Source organism: Streptomyces sp. 1331.2 (assembly GCF_900199205.1).
GTDB lineage: Bacteria > Actinomycetota > Actinomycetes > Streptomycetales > Streptomycetaceae > Kitasatospora.
In genome coordinates, this window is sequence record NZ_OBMJ01000001.1 from 4,085,909 (window position 1) to 4,106,002 (window position 20,094).

A 20,094-nucleotide genomic window follows, 5' to 3' on the forward strand; every position below is an offset into this window, starting at 1 on the left:
ACCGAACTCATCCGCCCCGGCATGTGCGGGCACAACTCGCTGTTCGCCGGCCAGGTCGGTGACTGGACCTGGGACGCGGTCGGGGAGGCCTGCGGCACCGACGTGCTGCGGGCCCGCTCCGCCGCGGGCACCCCGGCCTACCTGTCCTTCTACTACTACCGGGTCCGCGGCAGCCGCCGCTTCCACCTGCGCAGCCCCGCCTTCGGCGACGAACTCCACGTGGCCTCACGGGTGTTCGGCTTCGGCAGCGAGTCGGTGCTCACCCTGCACCGGATCTCCCGCTCGCCCGAGGCGGCGGCGGAGCCGATCGAGCCCGAGGGGTTCTACGCCTTCGCCGACCCGGACTCCCTCTACGTGGAGAACTTCAACCGCTGGGTCTCCCGTACGGCCGAGGGTTCCAACGAGGGCCTGGCCCGGTCGTCGCCGCCCGACTTCCGGTACCGGCACCTGCCGGTCGTGCCGGAGGAGTACTCCCCCGGCACGCCTACGTCCGGGCCCGGCAGCAGCTGACCTTCCTCGACCACCACGGGGACCGACCCGGCGCCGAGCTGACGGTCGACTACGAGGTGGACCCGTCCCGCGACCTCAACGGCGCCGGCCTGCTCTACTTCGCGTCCTACTTCTCGATCGTCGACCGGGCACTGCTGCTGGCCTGGCGCGGACTGGGCCGGGACGACCGCTCCTTCCTCGACCGCGTGGTGGTCGACCAGCAGCTCTGCTACCTGGGCAACGCCGACGCGGGCAGCCCGCTCATCCTCACCGTGCGCCAGTGGCTGCGGGCCGGCGACGCCGGCTCCGAGGCCTTCGACGTGGTGCTGCGTGACAAGGGCACCGGCCGGCTCCTGGCCGTCTGCTCGCTCCAACTCGAAACGGGGACCTCCGAATGACCACAACGACCGACAACCGGGCTCGTACGGCCGCCCTCGTCCGCGAGGTGGTCGGCCAGATCCTTCCGGGCCTGAGCCCGGAGGAGATCACCGGTGACAAGCACCTGAAGCAGCTCGGGGCCGACTCGGTGGACCGGGTCGAGATCATCCTCGGCCTGATGGACCGACTCCGCGTGGACGAGCCGATGTCGAGCTTCAGCGACCTGCGCGACATCGACGCGCTGATCGACTTCCTCGTCCGGGCCGGGGGGCGCTGACATGGCCGTGGGAATCGAGGCACTCAACGTCTACACCGGTATCGCGCAGATCCCGGTGGCCACCCTGTTCGAGGGCCGCGGGCTGGACATCGAACGGCTGGACAACCTGGCCATGCACAACCGCTCGATCGGCCTGCCGTTCGAGGATCCGGTGACCAACGCGGTCAACGCGGCCAAGCCGATCATCGACGCGCTCGACCCGGCCGACCGGGACGCGATCGAGGTGCTGATCACCTCGACCGAGTCCGGCCTGGACCTCAGCAAGTCGGTGGCCTCCTACGTCCACGAGTACCTCGGGCTGAGCCGCAACTGCCGCCTCCTGGAGGTCAAACAGGCCTGCTACGCGGCGACCGGAGCCGTCCAGCTGGCCGCCGGCTATCTGGCCTCGGCCGCTTCACCGGGCGCCAAGGCGCTGATCATCGCCACCGACGTGGCGCTGGTCGACGAGCGGGCCGGCTACGCGGAGCCGGCCACCGGCCACGGCGCGGCCGCCGTCCTCCTCGGCGACCGGCCGACCGTGCTGGAGCTGGACCTCGGCGCCTTCGGGCTCTACAGCTACGAGACGCTGGACTCCGCCCGGCCCACCCCCGAGTTCGACATCGCCGACGTCGACCGCTCGCTGTTCGCCTACCTGGACTGCCTGAGCGGGAGTTTCGCCGACTACCGCAGCCGGGTCGAGGGCGCCGACTTCCGCTCGACCTTCGACCAGCTCGCGATGCACACGCCGTTCAGCGGTCTGGTCCGCGCCGGGCACCGCAAGCTGATGCGGGAGTCGGGCGCCTCGGCCGCGGAGGCGGACGCGGACTTCGGCCGCCGGGTGCGCCCGTCCCTGACCTACCCCGCGCTGGTCGGCAACCTGTGCTCGGGCTCGGTCTACCTGGCCCTGGCGAGCCTGCTGTCCACCGCGCCGCTCACCGGCTCCGCCCGGGTCGGCCTGTACTCCTACGGCTCCGGCTGCTCGGCCGAGTTCTTCAGCGGGGTGGTCGGCGATGGCTCGGCGGCGGCCGTCCGGGCGATGGACATCGGCGGTGCGCTGGCCCGGCGGCGGGAGCTCGACTTCGACGAGTACGCCCGACTGCTGCCGGAGAACCTGCGCGCCCTCGTACCGGTCGCCGACCGGGAGATCGACCTCGACCGCTGGGCCGACTACCTGCCGACCGATCGGCCCCTGCTGGTGCACACCCGGACCAAGGACTACCACCGCGGCTACGCGTGGCAGGGAGCGCGGCCGTGAGCGCCGCCGTGCACGCGCCCGGCTACCGGGTCCGCGGCCACCGAGCCCCCGTCCACCGGGCCCCCGTCCACCGAATTCCCGTACACCGGGCCACCCATGACCAGAACGGAGACACCATGACCGACGACAGGGTGCTGACCGCGATCCGGCGCAGCGTCACGGAGGTGCTGCCGGAGCTCGACCCCAGGCTGGTCACCGAGGACGTCTCGCTGACCGATCTCGGCGCCAACAGCATCGACCGGATCGACGTGGTCACGATGACCATGGACGAGCTGGGCATCAGCCTGTCCGTGATCGAGTTCCAGGACGTCCACGACATCGGCTCGCTGGCCCGTCTGCTGCGCGAGCACGTCCGGTGACCGATGTCGTCGTCACCGGGGCCGGGGTGCTCTGCGCCACGGCCCCGGACACCGAGGCGTTCGCCCGGGCGCTGCGCGCCGGTGCGTCCGGCATCGGGGCGCGCGCGGTCGACGGCGCCCACTCCGAGCTGCGCCCGCGGCTCAGCGCCGACCTGGCCGGCTTCGACCTGCGGACGGTCGTGGCCGACGCCGACCAGCCGCTGCGCCGCTCGGCGCTGCGGATCGCCGGCCGCTCGCCGTTGTCGGTCCAGGCGTCGGTGACGGTGGCGCTGGAGGCGTGGGGCCGGGCCGGTCTGCCCGGGGCCGCGGTGCCCGGCGACCGGATCGGGCTGGTCGTGGCCGGCCACAACCTGGGCGGCCGCTACGCCGAGGAGGTGCGGCCGCGCTACACCACCAGCCCGGTCCACCTGCCGGCCCGCTACCCGCTCCAGTTCATGGACACGGACCACGTGGGCACGGTCAGCCAGCTGCTCGGCATCACCGGTGAGGGCTACACCGTCGGCGGGGCGTCGGCCAGCGGCAACGTCGCGATCATCAACGCGGCCCGGCTGGTCGAGACCGGCGCGGTGGACCTCTGCCTGGTGGTGGGGGCGCTCACGGACCTGTCCGACATGGAACGCCAGGCGTTCTACAACCTCGGCGCGATGGCCGGGACGCGGGGCAGGCCCCCGCAGGCCTCCAGCCGGCCGTTCGACGCCGACCGGGAGGGCTTCGTGCCGGGCCAGGGCGCGGCCTGTCTGGTCCTGGAGTCGGCCGCCTCGGCGCGCGCCCGCGCGGCCGAGGTCTGGGCCCGGCTGGCGGGCTACGCGCTGCGGTTGGACGGGAACGGCCTCGCCGACCCCAGCCTGGCCGGCGAGGCCGAGGTGATGGCCCGGGCGATCCGGCACGCCGGGCTCACCCCGGACCGGATCGACTACGTCAACGCGCACGGCACCGGCTCGGCGCTGGGCGACGAGGTGGAGCTGACGGCGCTGCGCACCGTCTTCGGGTCGGGTCCCGGGCAGCCGTGGGTCAACTCCACCAAGGGCCTGGTCGGCCACTGCCTGTGCGCGGCCGGCGTGGTCGAGGCGGTGGCGAGCCTGCTGCAGATGCGGGACGGTTTCGTCCACCCCAACGCCAACCTGGCCCGGCCGCTCGACGCCGGCGTCCGGCTGGTGGGAGAGCGGGCGCAGAGCGCGTCGATCGGCCATGCGATGTCCAACGGCTTCGGTTTCGGCGGCTTCAGCACCAGCGTGGTGTTCGGGGCGCCGGACCGCGGGTGAGAACGGAGAACACGGGGATGAACTCAGCAGTCGCGTCGGCCTGGCTGCCCGGCGGTGCCGGGGCGGCGGGTGAGGGGGCGGCCGTCCGGCTGTTCTGCTTCGCGCACGCGGGCGGCGGCGCCTCCGCCTACCGGCCGTGGCGCGCGGCGGCGCCGCCCGGAGTCGAGGTCCGCCCGGTGGTCCTGCCGGGGCGGGAGTCGCGGGTGCGGGAGCTGCCGTTCCGCCGGGTCGAACAGCTGCTGGATCCGCTCTGCGAGGCGCTGGAGCCCTTCCTGGACCGACCGTACGCCTTCTTCGGGCACAGCCTCGGTTCGCTCCTGGCCTACGAGGTGGCCCGCCGGTTCTCGGCCGGCCCGGGCCGCGGCCCGGAGCTGTTGGTGGTCTCCGGGAGACGGGCCCCTCGGCTGCCCACCGACCGGCGGCTCTTCTCCACCCTCCCGGACGCCGAATTCCTGGCCGCCATGGCCGGGTTGGGCGGCACGCCGCCCGAAGTGCTCGGCGAGCCGCAGCTGCTGAACCTGATGCTGCCGACCCTGCGCGCCGACTTCGAGTTGAACGAGACCTACCGGCCGCTGGCCGGGCCCCGGCTGCGCTGCCCGATCGCCGCGTACATGGGCGCCGACGACCCCGAGGTGAGCGCACCCGAACTGCTGGCCTGGAGCGGGGAGACCACGGGCGAGTTCACCATGCGGGTGCTGTCCGGCGGCCACTTCTACCTCAAGGACGAACCCGACGACGTGCTCGGCGCCGTCCGGCAGGATCTCGCCCGGGTGCTGGACCGGGATCACACCCAGCCGCGGCTGGCGGCGTAGGCGCCGAACTCGAACCGCGAGCCGGTGCCCGCCTGTTCCATCAGCGCGTGCACGATCCGGCGCACCGTCCGTACCGAGGTGCCCAGTTGACGGGCAACCGCGTCGTCCTTGGCGCCGGTCGCGAGTGCGCGCAGGACCGCCAGCTCCGCCGGGGTCCGGCCGTCCTCCCGCCGGGTCGACTCCAGCCGCCGGCCCTGCTGCCAGCGCGTCTCGAACAGAGAGGTCAGCGCCAGCAGCACGGCGGGCTGTCGGACGATCAGACCGCCGCCCGTGCCGGACGGGTCGTGCGTCAGCACGGCGGTGTGCCCGTCGACAAGGGTCATGCTCAACGGGAGGTCCGGCACCAGTCGGACCTCCGCCCCGGCCCCGGCGGCGGCCCGGGCACGGCCCAGCCAATCCTCGTCGAAGAGGACCGCCTCCGGGTACACCGTCCGCACCCGTGTCCCAGGGTCGAGCGGGTCGAGGCCGAGGGCGCGGCCGACCGCGGGCGCGGCTCCCGAGGGGGCCGGCGCGGAGTCGAAGGTGAGCACCTCGCTCCGGGCGGCCGCGGTCAGTTCCAACAACCGCGCGAACACGGCGGACGCGTCCGGAAGCAGCTCGGTGCGCTCCTGGGCGTCCGCGGTGGCCGGTCCGGTTCCGTAAGCGGACAGGATGGTGGAGTAGGTGCTGACCGACTCCTCCAGGAATTCCTGCCGTTGGCGCAGAATATCCCGTTCCCGTACGAGCAGTTGCCGCATTGCGGTGAGCGGGCCGAGGGCGACCAGGGCGTCGTTTCCGGCGCCGTAGCGAGACAACAGGCCGAGGTCGCCGAGCCGGCTGAGAATGGCCCGTGCCGCCTCGGGCGGGCAGCCGAGCCTTTCCGCGAAATCCTCCAGGCCGAGCCCGGGTTGGCCGATCAGCAGGTTGTAGGCGTCCGCGAGTCTTCGAGGGTCATCGAGTTCCTCCACGGGGATTTCACCGGTTGTGCGCAGAACATGTTCGACAACGGACCGAGTGGTCATCCGAGCCACCTGTCGGACTGCTCCGGGAGGGGCGTGGCGACGGTCCAGGCGCCGATCCGGCGAGCCTCGTCGAGGGCCCGTCGACCGAGGGCCCGGCCGGCGTCCGCGGCTTCGGCGGAACTCTCCACCGCGTGGAAGAAGACGAGTTCGGTGCGCCCCGGCTCGCACTGGATGCTGACGTGCTCCATGCCGCCACTGCCGGCGGCAACCGCCCGGAGCCAGGCGGCCAGCAGGGGCCCGTCGAGCTCCTCCTGGGACCCTTCGCGCAGCGGCCGGAGCGTTACCGTGGTCATCTGCACCGCCGGGCCTCAGTCCCAGTTGAGGTTGGACGTGATGGCGGGGGCGATGTCCCAATTCAGGTTGTCCGTGGACATCACGCCGCCCAGGTTCAGGGTTTCGGCGGACGCGCTGCTGTGCAGCCGGAGGTCGACCGCCCCGACCGCGGCCGGGGCGGCGACGGAAAGCAGAAGACAGAGGACGGATACCTTGACGAGGCGTGCGGAAGCAGACATGAATTCCCCCATGTGATTCACACTGACTTTGGACGGAGTTTGCTTTTCATCGGCGCCGGATCACTACGTGGCGCCGGAGTGCGGTGATCTCAGTCTGGCCAACCGTCGTCCCCGGACGGAAGGGGGTGAGCCTGGCACCAAATGCTGACTGGCAACTCAGTGCCAAACGGCCCCGAGGGGGGCGAGGTGTAGCTCTCCGGGGCCGGAACGCGGCATGATGTGCCAGGTCAGATCATGAACGGGGGACTGGTAGACCATGTTGGAGATGTTGGGTCTCGATGAACGCACCGAGGCCGTCTACCGGGTCATGTTGACCAACCACCGCTGGGGCGTGGCGCAGCTGGCGCACCAGCTGGAGATGTCGGAGGAGGAGCTCCGGGCGGCCCTGGATCGACTGTCCTCCCTCAAGCTGCTGATCGACTCGTCGACCCAGGGGGAAGTGGCCCCGGTGAACCCGGTGATCGGCCTGCAGTCCCTGCTCCGCCGGGAAGAGGACGCGCTCCACCGAAGACAGCACGAGTTCGAGCGGTGCAGAATGGCCGCCAACGCGGTGCTGGACGAGTACAGCAGCCTCTTCACCGACGGCAGTAGGCAGCCGGCCGAGCAGTTGATCGGCATCGACGCCATCCAGGCCCGGATCGAGGACCTGGCGGCCCAGGCGACCTTCGAGTGCCTCACCCTCAACCCCGGCGGCGCGCAGTCGGCGACCAGCCTGGAGGCGAGCCGGCCCCTGGACCAGGCCGTGATCTCACGCGGCGTCATGATGCGTACCGTGTACCTCGACAGCGTCCGGAACGACTCGGTCACCGCCGAATACGCGGGCTGGCTGACCGACCTCGGCGGCCAGGTGCGCACCGCGCCGGCCCTGCCCGTACGGATGCTCGTCATCGACCGCCGGGTGGCCTTGGTGCCGGTCGACCCACAGAACACCCGCAAGGGCGCCGTCCAGCTCACCGGAGCCGGTGTGGTGGCCGCCCTGGTCTCGCTCTTCGAGTACGTCTGGGAGAGTGCCACCTTGTTCGGCGTCTGCCCGGAGCGCGACGAGCGCGGCCTGATCCCGCAGGAACAGGAGCTGCTCCGCCTGCTCGCCGACGGCCTCACCGACGCCGCCGCCAGCACCCGGCTCGGGCTCTCGCTTCGCACGGTGCGCCGGATGATGGCCGATCTGATGGAGCGGCTCGACGCCCGCAGCCGGTTCGCGGCCGGCCTGCAGGCCGGCCGGCGCGGCTGGCTCTGAGCCTTCTGCACCACCGGACTTGGGGAAGGAGCGGGTTGGCCCGGTGATCGCCCGGGCGCTCGGCGTCTCGCAGCGCACGATGAACCGCAAGGCCACCGACCTGATGCTGCATCAGCTCGGCCCGTCCGACCTGTCCGGTGCGCCGCCCGCTCAGGGGGCGCAGGCCGGGTAGGACGGACGGGCCGGTCGGCCACTGCCGGTTGCCGGTGCGGCAGCTGCTCGGGCCGCTGCCGCAGGGCCGTTACTGCCGGCCGCTCGCGAGGTCGAGCGGGCGGATCCGCAGCGCCAGCCGGGCCGGGACCAGGCTGGAGACCATGGCGAGGACCAGGCAGACCGCGGTGGCTCCGGCCAGCGCTCCCCAGGGCAGGTCGAAGGCGGCGGACTGCGCCGGGTCGAGGATGCGGTTCCCGATCAGCAGGACGGTCGCGTACTGGGTCAGCAGGGTGACGACCAGGCCGAGGGCCGCCGCGGTGGCGACCACCAGCAGGGTCTCGACCGCGACCACCCGCAGGACCTGGCGGCGGGTGCCGCCGGTCAGGCGCAGGGTGGCGAAGTCCCGCAGCCGGTCCCCGGTGGACATCATCATCGTGTTGACGATCGCGATCAGCGCGTAGAGCAGGGCCGGGCCGAGGATCGCCAGCATCGCGATCCAGCCGTTCTTCGTGGTCCGGTCGTTGTGCGCCCCGATCCACTGCGCGCCGGTGGTGGCCCGGGCCGCGCTGCCGCCCAGCGCGGCCGTGACCTGCTCGGGGCTCGCCCCGGTGCCCAGGTAGGCGACCGACACGGCGCTCGGGCCGGTGGCGGTGCTCGGGCCGGGAACGGCCTCGCGCGGGACGACGATCTCCGGCAGGTGCGGCAGCAGGTGGCGGACCCGGGCGACCAGCCGCAGTTGCACCTGGGTGCCGTCCGCGAGCCGGGCGTTCAGGGTGTCGCCGACGTGCCAGCCGAAGACCCGCGCCATGTCGTCGGAGACGGCGACCGTCCGGCCGTGCAGGTCTTCCAGGGAGCCGCCCTCGGTGCTGAGGTTCCAGGCCGTCCGCAGGTCGCCGTCGACGGCCAGGCCGTCCTCCGGGATCGGCAGGTCGTTCGGGCGGCCGGGGGCGGGCTGCTGGTCCGGGGTGGCCAGTCCGTCGAACCGTACGGTCGTCGCCGTGGTCAGCCGGGCGTCGGGCAGGGCGGCCAGGGCGCGCAGGGCCTCGGCGGGCACGCCGCGGCCGTCGGAGGGCTCGATCACGTACCCGGCCTTGAGGGCGGCGCGGCCCTGAGCGGCCATCGCGTCGGCGAAGGCCACCGTGCCGCCGACCACCGAGCCGGCCAGGCCGATCACCAGGAACACCGGGGTGGCCGTGGAGACGGTGCGGCGGATCGCGGCGAGGGCGTTCTGCCGGGCGATCAGCCCGGCGGCGCCGGGCAGCAGCGGGACGAGCACGGTGAACAGCCGCACCAGCGGCGGCACCAGCACCGGGGCGATCAGCACGATGGCGAGCACCGCCATCACGTCGAAGAGCAGGGCCCACTGCGGGGTGGTCTCCGGGTCGCGGGACTGCGGGTCGGCCAGCATCGACGCGGGCATCGCGATGAAGGTCCACAGGGTGTAGCCGAAGACGCCGAGGAAGAGGACCGCGGCCACCCAACGGGCGACCGGCATCACCTTCTTGTCGACGGCGACCTCGTTGAGCGCCTCCACCGGCCGCACCCGGCCCGCTCGGCGGGAGGCCGCGTAGGCGCCGAGCAGGGCGACCACCAGGCCGCCCGAGGCGGCGAACAGCAGTGGCAGCGGGGCGGGCTCGGCGTGGAAGCCGCTCGGCGCGGCGCCCTGGTCGACCAGCCAGGCGGCGATCGCCGGGGCGACCAGCAGGCCGATCGCGCAGCCCGAGACCGCGGCGGCCAGCGCCACCACCAGGGCCTCGCCGAGGACCAGCGCGCGCACCTGCCGCGGGGTCGCGCCGACGGCGCGCAGCATCGCCGTCTCCTGGCGGCGCTGGGCGACGGCGAAGGCGAAGGTCGAGGAGACCACGAACACCGAGACGAAGCCGGCCATCGCGGCCATGAAGCCCACCAGCTTGTGCAGCGAGGGCGCGCCGGGCAGCGAGTCCTCGCCCATGGTGGTGTTCAGCAGCAGGCCGGCGGCGGACATCACCGCGACGCCGAGGGCGAGCGCGACGAAGGAGCCGACGAAGGCCGGCCACCGCCGCCGCATCGAGACGGCGGCGATCGGCAGCAGGAGCCGGAAGCCGTTCATCGGGAGCCGCCGTCCGTGCGGGCGGCTTCCGCGGAGCGGGTGCTCTGCGCTGTGCGGGTGCTCTGCGCCGTACGGGCGGTGGCTCCCGCGCGGGCGTCCTCCAGTGCGGCCATCCGGCCGGCAACGGTCTGCGGGTCGGGCTCGACCAGTTGGTCGACCACCCGGCCGTCGGCGAGGAAGAGGACGGTGTCGGCGTAGGAGGCGGCCACCGGGTCGTGGGTGACCATGATGGTGCTCTGGCCCTGCTCGTCCACCAGGGAGCGCAGCAGGGTCAGCACCTCGCGGCTGCTGGAGCTGTCCAGGGCGCCGGTGGGCTCGTCCGCGAAGAGCACCCGGGGGGCGGAGATCAGCGCCCGGGCGATCGCCACCCGCTGCTGCTGGCCGCCGGACATCTGCGAGGGCAGGTGGCCGGTCCGCTCGCCCAGGCCCACCTGGGCCAGCGCGGCCCGGACCCGGGCCGGGTCGGGTCTGCGGCCGGCCAGCCGCAGGGGCAGGCCGACGTTCTGCTCGGCGGTCAGGGCGCCGAGCAGGTTGAAGGCCTGGAACACGAAGCCCAGGCGCTCGCGGCGCAGTCGGGTCAGGGCGGTCTCGTCGAGGCCGCCGAGGTCGACGCCGTCGACGACGACGCTGCCGGAGTCGGGGAGGTCGAGCCCGGCGGCGCACTGGAGCAGGGTGCTCTTGCCGGAGCCGGAGGGGCCCATCACTGCGGTGAAGCTGCCGCGGGCGAACCCGACGGTGACCGAGTCCAGGGCAGTGACGGTGTTCGGGCCGGATCCGTAGGAACGGGTGACCTGTTCCAGGCGTACTACATCGTTGTCATTCATGATGATCCATTTCCTAGCAGGTCATCAGCCCTGCCAGGCCGCCGGAGCGTGGCGGATTGGCGCCACCGGCGGGCCCCGGCCCCGCGGCCCGGCACCCGGGCGGCTCAGCGGGTGGCGTGGCGTATCGCGTCCACGGTGAGGGCGGCCACGGCCAGGGCGGCGGCGAGGCCGGCGACCGCCGCCGGGGCCGGGGCGCGGCCCCCGGTGACCCCTAGGAAGTCCAGCCCGCCGACGTGGTTGATCATCCCGTACCAGAGCAACGGGTAGACGGTCTGGAACAGTCGGGGACCGCGCGTGACGGTGCCGCAGAGCATGGCCAGGGCGGGGATCAGCAGCGCCCCGGCCAGGGCGCCCGCCGCCGCCCGGGGCTCCCCGGCGCCGACCAGCCGGACCACCGACCCGGCCACCACCGCCAGCGCCGGGATCACCCCGGCGAGCAGGGCCGCCAGCCCCCGGCGCAGCGGGGAGGGGCAGGCGCCGAGCAGTTCGTCGACGCTTCCGCCGCCGGTTCGGTGGCCCATCCGGGACCAGAGCAGCACCGGCCAGAGCATCGCGAACGGCAGCACCGCGTGGCTCGGCCCGTCCGGTGCGACGCTCAGCGCCGACGCCGCGAACACGGCGGCCCCGGCCCACCACCACCGCTGCCCCTGGAGCAGGATCCGCAGCTCACCGGTGAGCGCGGCGAGCACCGTGCCGCCCCGGTGGGCCGGGGTCAGCCGGGCCCGGTCCAGGTCGAAGCCGGCAGGTCCGGTAAGCCCGGCAGGTACGGCCGCCCCGGCCTCCGGCGTCGTCGCGCCGGGCTCCGTGCGCCCGGCCCCGCGGGCCCGTCCGCCCGGGCGTACCCCCGTCACGCCCGGGCGGTGCTCCGCCCCGTCGAAGCGCCGGAACCAGAGCGCCCCGAGCGTCGCGATCCCGACCGCCGCCGTGGCCGACAGCAGCCCCGTCGCGGCCGGCCCGCCCGCCTCGCCCGGCCCCAGGCCCGGCCAGTCGAAGGTGCCGAGCACCCGGTCGTCCGCCGTCAGCCCGACCCCGAACTCCACGCCGTCCACCGGGTGCCCGCCCGCCGCGAGCGTCTCCCGGATCGACGCCGTGATCCGCCGCATGCCCAGCAGGTCGAGCCCGCCGCCCGTCTGCGCGCCCAGCACCAGCACCAGCCAGACCGCGAACCAGACCATCGTGCCCGCCCCGCCGCGCAACCCGGGCACGGTGTCGAAGAGCACCGCGCAGCCGGCCACCGCCGCCAGCAGCGGCAGCGTGATCAGGACGTACGGCAGCAGCAGCCGCACCACGTCCACCCGGCCCGAGTCGCCCTTGACCAGCTGCACCGCGAGCGCCGTCCCGGCCAGCGCGAGCAGCATCGAGCCGAACAGCAGCAGGTTGCTGACGAACTTGCCCGCCAGGTAGGCCGTCCGGCCGAGCGGCGTGGCGGCGAGCAGCTGGCCGACGCCGCCCTGCTCGTCCCGGGCGATCGCCCCGCGCGCGATGCCGAAGCCCGCCAGCGAGAGCCAGACCGCGCCGCCGAGCGCCGTCACCGTCCCCACGTACCCGCTGGTGTAGCGGCCGTGCAGGTCGGTCACCTGGAACACCTGCCAGCGGGAGTCGCCGACCGGCGCGGCCAGCAGCCCGAGGGCGAGCGTGCCCAGCAGCACGACCAGGTAGCCGGGCCGCCGCCGGCGCTCCCGGAAGTCGGCCAGGGCGAGCGCCCCGATGCGCGTCACCATGCCGCCACCCGCTCGGCCGGGGCGGGGGCGGTGAGCAGCAGGTACGCGTCGTCCAGCCGTGGTGCGACGGGCTGTGCCTCCGGCGCCGGCCGCTGCCCGGACAGCACCCGCACCCGGACGCCCTGCGGTGTGCGGGTGGTGCCGCCGAGCAGGAACCGCGACCGCAGCAGGGCGAGTTGCCCCGCCTCGACGGTCAGCTCCCAGACCGCGCCCTCGGCCGTGCGCAGCAACTCCTCCGGGCTGCCGTGGTGCAGCAGCCGCCCGCCGCCCATGACGGCGATCCGGTCGGCGGTGGCCGCGACGTCCGGGACGATGTGCGTGGACAGCACGACGATCCGGTCCGCGCCGAGCCCGCTCAGCAGACTGCCGAAGCGCAGCCGCTCCTCCGGATCCAGCCCGACCGTCGGCTCGTCCACGATCAGCAGCGCCGGGTCGTTGAGCAGCGCCTGGGCGATGCCGACCCGCTGGCGCATCCCGCCGGACATCGCACCGAGCCGCTGCCCGCCCGCCCCCGAGAGGTTGACCAGGTCGAGCAGTTCCTCGATCCGGGCCCGTGCGGCGCGCCGCCGCATCCCCTTGGCGGCGGCCAGGTAGGCGAGGAACTCACGGGCCGTGAGCTGCGGGTAGACGCCGAAGTCCTGTGGCAGGTACCCCACGGCGCGGCGCAGCGGCCCGGGGCGGCGGGCGACGTCCTCGCCCTCCCAGAGCACCCGCCCCGAGGTGGGCCTGGTCACCGTGGCCAGGATGCGCATCAGGCTCGACTTGCCGGCGCCGTTGGCACCGAGCAGGCCGAGCACGCCGGGCCGCAGGGTCAGCGAGAAGGAGTCCACCGCGCGCTTGCCGCCGCGGTACTCCTTGGTCAGGTCGAGGATCCGGAGTTCGGTCACGCACCGAATGCTTCCGGGCGGAAGCCGTTCCCACATCTGCCGTTCGGCAGATATGCAGGCGCGAAAATGCCGGGAGGGGTGGGCCTTTCGGCACACCCTCCCCGGCGACGGGCACCGACCCGGGTCAGTCCTCGTCGGCCCCGAAGTCGCCGTCGGCGAGGGCACCGTCCGGGGTGCCGCTGATCGCGTACCCCTGGCGGCGCGCCTCGTAGCAGGCCACCGTCGCGGCCGCCGACACGTTCAGCGAGCCGACCCGGCCCAACTGCGGCACGAACACCACCTGGTCGCAGAGCGCCAGCGCCTCGGGCGTGATCCCGCGGTCCTCGTGGCCGAGCACGAAGGCCACCGCCGGGGTCAGGTCGGCGGCGAACATCGGCACCGCCTCGTCCGCCAGCTCCAGGCCGACCACCTTGAAGCCGTCGGCCTTGGCCGCCGCCACCGCCTCGGCGACGGTCGGGAAGTGCTCCACCTTCAGGTACTTGTCGGTGCCCATCGCGGCCTTCTGCGCGCCGGAGGAGCGCACCGACGGGGTGTCCCCGGTCAGGTACAGCTTCTCGGCGCCCATCGCCGCACCGGTCCGGACCACCGAGCCGACGTTGAACGGCGACTGCAGGTTCTCCAGGATCATCGCGAGCCGGAACTCGTTGCTGCGCCGCCACGAGCGGTGCAGACGCTTCAGTTCGGTCCCGCGCAGCTGCTTCACGACGTCGTACCTCGTCCATTCTCCGAGCCCTCGCCCGCCTCGGGACGGGGCCGTGCTTCCAGAATCCGGAACCCGTTGACCGACGTGACCCGGGTCGTCGGGTAGCCCTGGTCGTTCAGCCACTTCTGCAGCGAGTCCGAGCCCAGGTGCTTCTGCACCACGAGGAACGCCGAACCGTCCGGGGTCAGCCGGCCGAGCCAGTGCGTCAGCAGACGGCGCAGCGCCGCCTTGCCGATCCGGATCGGCGGGTTGGAGTAGATCGTCGCGAACCGGAGGTCCTCGGGGACGTCGTCGGGCAGCGCCGCCTGGACGTTGCCCAGCCCCAGTGCCTGCGCGTTCAGCCGGACCAGCTCCAGGGCGCGCTCGTTGACGTCCACCGCCCAGACCGGCAGGCGCTTGCGTCGGGTCGCCCAGGTGAGCGCGATCGGGCCGTAGCCGCAGCCGACGTCCAGGATCGGCCCGCGCACCCGCGGCTGCGGGGCGTGCTCCAGGAGGATCCGAGTGCCCGGGTCGAGCCGGCCGCGGGAGAACACCCCGGTGTCGGTGGTCAGTTCCAACGTGACGTCCGGCAGGGAGACCGTGATCGGCCGACGCTCGCTGGCGACCTCGGGTGCACCGCTGAAGTAGTGCGAGCCGGACATGGAATCCCCGTCGTTCGTAAGGGTCGTCGTTCGTCGTGGGCCGTCGTTCGGACGGGCCGCGGGGCCACCGGGTGGGTGTGGGCAAGCCCCTTGTTCGGCACCGATCGTACCCCCGGTGGCCTGCGCGGCGTTCCGGGTCGGGCGCTGCCGGGGGTCTTGGTGGGGCCGGGCAACACGCCGGGGCGGCCCCGGCACGTCGCGCCCGGACGCCGGGCGGCGGATACTGCCAGTACCGCCAGCAGTACCGCCACCCGGGCCCGTGGGAGCCTCCGAACAGTGAGGACGGATGCCATGCCGCAGGATCACGAGGAATACCTGATCGACGAGGTCGTCGAGACCGTCGAGCCCGGCGAGGAAACGCCCGAGGCCGACGAGTACGACGAGTACGACGAGGTCGCCGAGCGCCGCGCCCTCGGCGCCGACCCGGCCACCGACGTCGCGGACGTCGCCGAGCAGACCCGCGTGGTCCAGCTGGACGAGGACGAGTACCGGGAGCAGTAGCCCGGGCCGCCGCGGGGACGCGGTGCCGCTGCCTACAGCGCTCGACGGCGTTGCAGCCAGGTCAGCGCCGCCCAGCCCGGCAGCACCGGCAGGATCAGCGTCAGCAGGCGGAACAGCGCCACCGCCGCCAGCGCACCGCCCTTCTCCATCGACGCGGTCTGCTGCAGCAGCGTGATCAGCGCCCCGTCCACCGCACCGGCCCCGCCCGGGGTCGGCGCCGCACTGCCCGCCGCGTTGCCCACCAGGAACACCACCGCGACCGAGGCGAAGGACGGCTCCCGGCCGATCGCCCGGGCACAGCAGTACAGGCAGGCGATCAGGCAGAGCGACACCAGCAACTGCCCCGTCACCCCCACCGCCAGCCGGGTCGGACTGCGCAGCAGGTCCAGCAGCCGCGGCAGCACCTCGGTCGTCAACGGCCGCAGCCGGGCCGCCAGCCACCGCCGGGCCACCGGGACCGACCACACCACCGCCAGCAGCGCCGCCGCCCCCGCCAGCCCGCCCACCACGGCGGGCAGCGCGTCCAGCTCGGAACCACCCGGCTGCATGTCCAGCAGGTAGACGAACGCCCCCAGCTGCAACAGGTGCAGCACCAGACCGATCATCGTCCCGACCCCGACGCTGGACAGCGCCTGCGCCGTCGGGATCCCGGCCCGCTGCAACAGGCGGGTGTTCAGCGCGACCCCGCCGACCCCGCCCGGCGACACCAGCTTCACGAACGATCCGGCCACCTGCGCCAGCACCGCGTTGCGGAAGTCCAACCGCTCCGGCACGAAGCCGACGAAGCCCATCGCCGCCGCGACGTGGCTCGCCGCCGCGGTGGCCAGCGCCAGCAGCAGCCACCACGGATCGGCGTCCGCCAGGGCGGAGACCGGATTGTCCTCCGCCGCGAACAACTGCGGGATCAGCAGCCACCCGGCCACCACCCCGCCCACGACGGCCAGCAGGGTCCGCGGCCGCAGCCGCTCCAGCCGGACCGGCCGCCCCACCACCTGCGGCCGTGCCCGCAGCACCTCGGCCCGGATCTCCTCCAGCAGCCCGCCGGGGGAGGGGGCGTCGGGGGTGGTGCGGCCGGGTTCGGCGTGGAGTCTGAGGGCGCGGCGGGTGGTGTGGGTGAGGGCGATGGGTTGGAGGAGGGGGAGGGCGGCGCCGATGGGGTCGGGGCCGAGGACGGCGGTGGCGGTGCGGACGGAGCGGGCGGCGCCGGTGCGCAGGGCGAGGGTGGTGAGGAGTTGGGCGATGTCGCAGCGCAGGACGAGTTCGGTGGCGGCGATGTCGCCGTCGGCGAAGTCGACCAGGTGCACCGCGCCCGAGTCGTCGATCAGCAGGGAGGAGGGGACGAGGGCCCGGTGGGCGATCTCGCGGCGCTGCAGGAGGGCGAGCTGGCGCCACGCGTCGGTGAGCAGTTCGTCGGTGACCTCCTCGTCGGCGAGCCGGTCGAGGGTGCGGCCGGCCAGCTGCTCGTACGCGATGAGGGCGGTGTCGTGGCCGACGCCGGCGGTGGCGGCGATCCGGCGGGTGCGGACGCCGGCGGCCAGGGCCGCGTACGTGACCAGGGCCTCGTGTTCCAGCCCGGTGCGCGGGGAGCGCAGGACGCGGGGGTCGGGGGCGGTGCGCAGGCGCAGCCGGCGCCAGGCGCGCTGGACCGCGGCGGCGGTGACGGCCTGCCGGTCGAGCAGTTGGACGTCCAGGTCGGGGAGGTCGTCGGCCTGCCGGACCCGGTAGCGCTCGGGCCCGGCGGCCTGCGCCTCGACGGGGCGCAGGCCGCTGTCGCGCAGGGCGCGCAGGATCTCGCCGGGTCGGGGGCAGGGGTCGGGGGTGCCGACCGCGTACAGGGTGCCGTGGGCGCCGGTCCAGCCGAGCAGCAGGCCGAGCAGCAGTGCGGTGGGGGTGGCGAAGCCGCCGGCCAGTCCGGCGAGGCCGTAGAGCGCGAGGACGGCCCAGGGCAGCCGGCGTTCGCGGCTGCCGGAGGCGGTCATGAAGGCGAGGACGGGGGCGAGGTAGCCGTAGACGGGCTCGGTGTGCCCGAGGACGTCGCCCGGTACGGGCTGGGTGAGCGCGGTGAGCAGCGAGCCGGGGGCGAGGTTGTCGGCCCACAGGTCGACGCCGAGGGTGGCCCCGTACGCGAGGACGGCGGCGAGCAGCCCGTCGGAGACCTGTTGGAGGGCGCGTCGCCGGTCGGGGCCGAGCAGGCGGCGCACGGCGAGGGCGACCGGCAGCAGCAGGACGGCGGCGGTGGTGAGGCCTCCGGCGAGGCTCGCCAGCGGCCGCGGCACCAGGGCGGCGGCCTCGGCGACGTCGGCGGCGATGCCGCTGGTGGTGGCCCGGGCGTAGTCGGCGAGCAGGAGGGTGAGGGCGATGGTGAACAGGCCGCCGAGCAGCCGGATCAGGGCGACGGGCTGCCGGAGCCGGCCGGCGGCGGGCACCGGGCGTGCCCGGAACCGGCCGGGCCCGGCCGGTGCCTGGGTCCGGGCCTGGGTCCGGGCCTGGGTCTGGGCCTGGGTCTGGGCCTGGGGCGGCATCCCGGCGGTGTCGCCCGGCCCGCCACTGCCCGCTGCCCTGCTGTCCGGCACCCCCGCGTCGCCCACCCGCTGCGCGGGCACACCGCCGGTGTCGCCACCGTCGGTGTCGCCGCTCGTTCTCCCCGTCACGATCGCCACGGGTGGCATGCTCCCATGCCACCCCGCGGGCAGGGGGTCGGGCGCTTGAGGACAGGCCCTACGCCTGGCGGGTCGGGAGGACGACGAGGTGGCGCAGGTTGACGTGCCGGGGGCGGCTGACGGTGTACGCGACCAGGTCGGCGACGTCCTCGGCGCCGAGGGCCGGGATGGCGGTGAACATGCCGCCGAGCTGGTCGCGCAGCACCGGGTTGTCGATGTGCTCGCCGAGTTCGGTGTCGGTCAGGCCGGGCTCGATCGCGCTGACCCGGACGTCGCGCGGGCCCAGTTCGCTGCGCAGGGCGGCGGAGAGCTGGGTGAGCGCGGCCTTGGTGGCGCCGTACACGGCGTAGTCGGGGAAGACGACGTGCGAGGCGATGGAGGAGACGTTGACCAGGTCGGCGGTGCGGCCGTCGGCGGCGGCCGAGGTGAGGTCGGCGGTGAAGGCGCGCACGATCCGCAGTGCGCCGGTGAGGTTGGTGTCGACCATGCGGGTCCACTCGTCGATCCGGCCGTCGGCGAGCGGGTTGGGCAGCATCACCCCGGCGTTGTTGACCACCAGGTCGACCCGGCCGTAGGCGTCGTGGACGGTCTTCGCGGCGGCGTCCACGGAGGCCTGGTCGGTGATGTCGGCGGTGACGGGCAGTGCCTGCCCGCCGGTGGCGGCGATCTCGGCGGCGAGGGCGTCCAGCCGGTCGGTGCGGCGGGCGAGCAGGGCGACCCGGGCGCCGTGGGCGGCGAGGGCGCGGGCGGTGGCGGCGCCCATGCCGCTGGCGGCTCCGGTCACGACGGCGGTGCGGGTGGCGAGGTCGGGGTAGCTCATCGGGGGCTCCAGGTTCCAGGGTTCCGGGTCGGGACGGACGGGACCGGTCGGACGATTCGGACCGGTCGGACGGCTCGGACCGTTCGGACCGGTCGGGCTGACGTCGACCACTGTGCGCGGTCCGCGACCGCCGACCCAGGGCTGTGCCGTTCCCGGGAACGACGATCCTGGGACGGCGTTTCCTGGGAACGGCAGTACCACCCTGGGACGGCCGGCCCGCGGTTAACCTGCCGGGCATGGAGAACACCCTGGGGGACTTCCTCCGTTCGCGTCGGGCCCGGATCCTGCCGGAGGAGGTGGGCCTGCCCTCGCACGGGCGCCGCCGGGTGCAGGGCCTGCGCCGGGAGGAGGTGGCGCAGCTCGCGGGCGTCAGCGTGGACTACTACGTCCGGCTGGAGCAGGGCCGGGGCGGCAGCGCCTCGGACGCGGTGCTGACGGCGGTGGCCCGGGTGCTGCGGCTGGACGAGGTGGAGGCGGCGCACCTGCGGTCGCTGGTCCGTCCGCCGAAGGAGCCGGCCGCCGGTGCCCGGGCGCAGGGGCGGGGCCGGGGCCGGGGCGGGCAGCCGGTCCGCCCGGGGACGCGGCTGCTGCTGGACCTGATGACCGGGGTGCCGGCCTTCGTGCTGGGCCGCCGGATGGACGTCCTGGCCTGGAACGCGCTGGGCGACGCGGTGAACGGTTTCTCCGCGCGCCGCGCGGCCGGCCCGGAGGGCCTGCCCAACCAGGCCCGGCACGCCTTCCTGGACCCGGCGGCCCGGGAGTTCTACCGGCAGTGGGACGCGGTCGCCGCGGAGACCGTCTCCTATCTGCGCCGGGACGCCGGGCTGCACCCGGAAGATCCGGAGCTGGGCGCCCTGGTGGGCGAACTGTCACTGCGCAGCGAGGAGTTCGGCCGGCTCTGGGCGGACCACCTGGTGCGGGAGAAGACCCACGGGGCCAAGCAGGTCCGGCACCCGCTGGTCGGCGACCTCGACCTCGGCTACGAGACCCTGGCCGTCAACGGCTCGCCGGACCAGCTGCTGGTCGTCTACACCGCCCCGGTGGGCTCGCCCACGGCCCAGAAGCTGGCGCTGCTGGGGAGTTGGACGGCTCCGGGGGCGGCCCCCGAGGCGGCTGCGGAAGCCTCGGGAGCCCCGGAGGCGCCGTGAGCGGCGCCGCGCGGTCTGAGCGGGCGAGCGGGGCAGCGGCGGCATAGCCTTTCAGACATGAGTGCCTGCGAAGACCTCGCTCTGGCCCCTCAGGACATCGAGCCCCTTCCGCCTCCCGACGGCTGCGCCGACTGCCTGGCGCAGGGCCGCCGGGACTGGGTGCACCTGCGGATCTGCCTGGACTGCGGCCACATCGGCTGCTGCGACTTCTCGCCGCAGCGGCACGCCACCGCGCACTTCCACAACACCTCCCACCCGGTGATCCGCTCGTACGAGCCGGGGGAGGACTGGCGCTGGTGCTTCGTCCACGAGGTCATGGGCTGAGCGGCAGCCGCCAGGGCCTGTCCGGCGGCCCCGGAGCCGGTCTCCGCGCTGTGGCACGGGGG

At 74.1% G+C, this 20,094-nt stretch carries 21 protein-coding genes and 1 pseudogene; 11 read left to right on the forward strand and 11 right to left on the reverse strand.

Translation table 11 applies throughout. The features are described from left to right. Window positions 1–21: 21 nt before the first annotated feature. The 6 genes and pseudogenes from CRP52_RS40815 to CRP52_RS17320 all read left to right on the forward strand — a co-directional run bounded on the left by CRP52_RS40815 (window position 22) and on the right by CRP52_RS17320 (window position 4,811). Window positions 22–887, forward strand: a pseudogene (locus tag CRP52_RS40815) (LnmK family bifunctional acyltransferase/decarboxylase). Further along, window positions 884–1,144, forward strand: a complete 261-nt coding sequence (locus CRP52_RS17300) for an acyl carrier protein (protein WP_097237234.1) — start codon at window positions 884–886, stop codon at window positions 1,142–1,144. Before CRP52_RS40815 ends, CRP52_RS17300 begins: the two are co-directional and overlap by 4 nt. A 1-nt stretch (window position 1,145) precedes the next feature. After that, entirely contained in the window at window positions 1,146–2,378 is a 1,233-nt protein-coding gene (locus tag CRP52_RS17305) for a hydroxymethylglutaryl-CoA synthase family protein (protein WP_097237235.1), read from the forward strand. A 116-nt stretch (window positions 2,379–2,494) separates the two neighbouring features. Then, the gene (locus tag CRP52_RS17310) at window positions 2,495–2,737 is read left to right on the forward strand and encodes a phosphopantetheine-binding protein (RefSeq protein ID WP_097240140.1); all 243 of its coding nucleotides are present in this window, start codon (window positions 2,495–2,497) and stop codon (window positions 2,735–2,737) included. Then, complete coding sequence (locus tag CRP52_RS17315; RefSeq protein WP_097237236.1) at window positions 2,734–3,999, forward strand: beta-ketoacyl synthase N-terminal-like domain-containing protein; 1,266 nt, start codon at window positions 2,734–2,736, stop codon at window positions 3,997–3,999. The genes CRP52_RS17310 and CRP52_RS17315 overlap by 4 nt, the downstream gene beginning before the upstream one ends. A gap of 17 nt (window positions 4,000–4,016) precedes the next feature. Then, entirely contained in the window at window positions 4,017–4,811 is a 795-nt protein-coding gene (locus tag CRP52_RS17320; protein WP_097237237.1) for a thioesterase II family protein, read from the forward strand. Here the strand turns inward: CRP52_RS17320 and CRP52_RS17325 are convergent. The 3 genes from CRP52_RS17325 to CRP52_RS17335 are packed head-to-tail and all read right to left on the reverse strand — an operon-like array spanning window position 4,784 to window position 6,324. Then, a complete protein-coding gene (locus tag CRP52_RS17325) occupies window positions 4,784–5,758 on the reverse strand; it encodes a helix-turn-helix transcriptional regulator (protein ID WP_097237239.1) in 975 nt (324 codons plus the stop codon). The two genes, CRP52_RS17320 and CRP52_RS17325, sit on opposite strands and share 28 nt — an antisense overlap. 50 nt (window positions 5,759–5,808) lie before the next feature. Beyond that, a complete protein-coding gene (locus CRP52_RS17330) occupies window positions 5,809–6,105 on the reverse strand; it encodes a hypothetical protein (RefSeq protein WP_143685768.1) in 297 nt (98 codons plus the stop codon). Window positions 6,106–6,120: 15 nt separating this feature from the next. Next, window positions 6,121–6,324 (reverse strand): hypothetical protein, encoded by a 204-nt coding sequence (locus CRP52_RS17335; RefSeq protein ID WP_143685769.1) that lies wholly within the window; start codon window positions 6,322–6,324, stop codon window positions 6,121–6,123. A gap of 265 nt (window positions 6,325–6,589) precedes the next feature. On the opposite strand from CRP52_RS17335, the gene CRP52_RS17340 reads away from it, so the two are divergent. Together CRP52_RS17340 and CRP52_RS39610 are read left to right on the forward strand one after the other, a co-directional pair. After that, the gene (locus CRP52_RS17340) at window positions 6,590–7,561 is read left to right on the forward strand and encodes a helix-turn-helix domain-containing protein (protein ID WP_306458869.1); all 972 of its coding nucleotides are present in this window, start codon (window positions 6,590–6,592) and stop codon (window positions 7,559–7,561) included. Window positions 7,562–7,604: 43 nt separating this feature from the next. Beyond that, window positions 7,605–7,733 carry a hypothetical protein gene (locus tag CRP52_RS39610; RefSeq protein WP_257032537.1) on the forward strand — a complete coding sequence of 43 codons (129 nt, stop codon included), beginning with the start codon at window positions 7,605–7,607 and terminating at the stop codon, window positions 7,731–7,733. A 69-nt stretch (window positions 7,734–7,802) separates the two neighbouring features. Here the strand turns inward: CRP52_RS39610 and CRP52_RS17345 are convergent, their stop codons facing one another. The 6 genes from CRP52_RS17345 to CRP52_RS17370 form a co-directional block, all read right to left on the reverse strand. After that, a complete protein-coding gene (locus CRP52_RS17345; protein WP_097237243.1) occupies window positions 7,803–9,803 on the reverse strand; it encodes an FtsX-like permease family protein in 2,001 nt (666 codons plus the stop codon). Further along, on the reverse strand, window positions 9,800–10,627 hold the full coding sequence (locus tag CRP52_RS17350; RefSeq protein WP_097237244.1) for an ABC transporter ATP-binding protein: 828 nt from the start codon (window positions 10,625–10,627) through the stop codon (window positions 9,800–9,802). Before CRP52_RS17350 ends, CRP52_RS17345 begins: the two co-directional genes overlap by 4 nt. A 104-nt stretch (window positions 10,628–10,731) precedes the next feature. Then, entirely contained in the window at window positions 10,732–12,348 is a 1,617-nt protein-coding gene (locus tag CRP52_RS17355) for an ABC transporter permease subunit (RefSeq protein WP_097237245.1), read from the reverse strand. Further along, the gene (locus tag CRP52_RS17360; protein ID WP_373560501.1) at window positions 12,342–13,235 is read right to left on the reverse strand and encodes an ABC transporter ATP-binding protein; all 894 of its coding nucleotides are present in this window, start codon (window positions 13,233–13,235) and stop codon (window positions 12,342–12,344) included. The genes CRP52_RS17355 and CRP52_RS17360 overlap by 7 nt, the downstream gene beginning before the upstream one ends. Before the next feature lie 124 nt (window positions 13,236–13,359). Then, window positions 13,360–13,938 carry a TrmH family RNA methyltransferase gene (locus tag CRP52_RS17365; RefSeq protein ID WP_097237247.1) on the reverse strand — a complete coding sequence of 193 codons (579 nt, stop codon included), beginning with the start codon at window positions 13,936–13,938 and terminating at the stop codon, window positions 13,360–13,362. Next, window positions 13,935–14,579 (reverse strand): class I SAM-dependent methyltransferase, encoded by a 645-nt coding sequence (locus tag CRP52_RS17370; RefSeq protein WP_097237248.1) that lies wholly within the window; start codon window positions 14,577–14,579, stop codon window positions 13,935–13,937. Before CRP52_RS17370 ends, CRP52_RS17365 begins: the two co-directional genes overlap by 4 nt. Window positions 14,580–14,870: 291 nt before the next feature. On the opposite strand from CRP52_RS17370, the gene CRP52_RS17375 reads away from it, so the two are divergent. Then, on the forward strand, window positions 14,871–15,080 hold the full coding sequence (locus CRP52_RS17375; RefSeq protein WP_097237249.1) for a hypothetical protein: 210 nt from the start codon (window positions 14,871–14,873) through the stop codon (window positions 15,078–15,080). A gap of 32 nt (window positions 15,081–15,112) precedes the next feature. Here the strand turns inward: CRP52_RS17375 and CRP52_RS17380 are convergent, their stop codons facing one another. After that, on the reverse strand, window positions 15,113–17,740 hold the full coding sequence (locus tag CRP52_RS17380; RefSeq protein WP_097237250.1) for a lysylphosphatidylglycerol synthase transmembrane domain-containing protein: 2,628 nt from the start codon (window positions 17,738–17,740) through the stop codon (window positions 15,113–15,115). A gap of 58 nt (window positions 17,741–17,798) precedes the next feature. Continuing rightward, window positions 17,799–18,560 (reverse strand): SDR family oxidoreductase, encoded by a 762-nt coding sequence (locus tag CRP52_RS17385; protein WP_097240141.1) that lies wholly within the window; start codon window positions 18,558–18,560, stop codon window positions 17,799–17,801. A 236-nt stretch (window positions 18,561–18,796) separates the two neighbouring features. Between CRP52_RS17385 and CRP52_RS17390 the strand changes: the two genes are divergently transcribed. After that, the gene (locus CRP52_RS17390; protein WP_097237251.1) at window positions 18,797–19,708 is read left to right on the forward strand and encodes a helix-turn-helix transcriptional regulator; all 912 of its coding nucleotides are present in this window, start codon (window positions 18,797–18,799) and stop codon (window positions 19,706–19,708) included. A 57-nt stretch (window positions 19,709–19,765) separates the two neighbouring features. After that, window positions 19,766–20,032, forward strand: coding sequence for a UBP-type zinc finger domain-containing protein (locus CRP52_RS17395; protein ID WP_097237252.1), 267 nt, complete (start codon window positions 19,766–19,768; stop codon window positions 20,030–20,032). Window positions 20,033–20,094: the final 62 nt, after the last annotated feature.

What these genes read in the sequence shown, in the direction of transcription:
- CRP52_RS17305 (WP_097237235.1), top strand. Translation starts at nt 1,146, where the DNA reads ATGGCCGTGGGAATCGAGGCACTCAACGTCTACACCGGTATCGCGCAG.
- CRP52_RS17375 (WP_097237249.1), top strand. Translation starts at nt 14,871, where the DNA reads ATGCCGCAGGATCACGAGGAATACCTGATCGACGAGGTCGTCGAGACC.
- CRP52_RS17300 (WP_097237234.1), top strand. Translation starts at nt 884, where the DNA reads ATGACCACAACGACCGACAACCGGGCTCGTACGGCCGCCCTCGTCCGC.
- CRP52_RS17350 (WP_097237244.1), bottom strand. Translation starts at nt 10,627, where the DNA reads ATGAATGACAACGATGTAGTACGCCTGGAACAGGTCACCCGTTCCTAC.
- CRP52_RS17335 (WP_143685769.1), bottom strand. Translation starts at nt 6,324, where the DNA reads ATGTCTGCTTCCGCACGCCTCGTCAAGGTATCCGTCCTCTGTCTTCTG.
- CRP52_RS17385 (WP_097240141.1), bottom strand. Translation starts at nt 18,560, where the DNA reads ATGAGCTACCCCGACCTCGCCACCCGCACCGCCGTCGTGACCGGAGCC.
- CRP52_RS17320 (WP_097237237.1), top strand. Translation starts at nt 4,017, where the DNA reads ATGAACTCAGCAGTCGCGTCGGCCTGGCTGCCCGGCGGTGCCGGGGCG.
- CRP52_RS17370 (WP_097237248.1), bottom strand. Translation starts at nt 14,579, where the DNA reads ATGTCCGGCTCGCACTACTTCAGCGGTGCACCCGAGGTCGCCAGCGAG.
- CRP52_RS17355 (WP_097237245.1), bottom strand. Translation starts at nt 12,348, where the DNA reads ATGGTGACGCGCATCGGGGCGCTCGCCCTGGCCGACTTCCGGGAGCGC.
- CRP52_RS17395 (WP_097237252.1), top strand. Translation starts at nt 19,766, where the DNA reads ATGAGTGCCTGCGAAGACCTCGCTCTGGCCCCTCAGGACATCGAGCCC.
- CRP52_RS17310 (WP_097240140.1), top strand. Translation starts at nt 2,495, where the DNA reads ATGACCGACGACAGGGTGCTGACCGCGATCCGGCGCAGCGTCACGGAG.
- CRP52_RS17390 (WP_097237251.1), top strand. Translation starts at nt 18,797, where the DNA reads ATGGAGAACACCCTGGGGGACTTCCTCCGTTCGCGTCGGGCCCGGATC.
- CRP52_RS17340 (WP_306458869.1), top strand. Translation starts at nt 6,590, where the DNA reads ATGTTGGGTCTCGATGAACGCACCGAGGCCGTCTACCGGGTCATGTTG.
- CRP52_RS17345 (WP_097237243.1), bottom strand. Translation starts at nt 9,803, where the DNA reads ATGAACGGCTTCCGGCTCCTGCTGCCGATCGCCGCCGTCTCGATGCGG.
- CRP52_RS17330 (WP_143685768.1), bottom strand. Translation starts at nt 6,105, where the DNA reads ATGACCACGGTAACGCTCCGGCCGCTGCGCGAAGGGTCCCAGGAGGAG.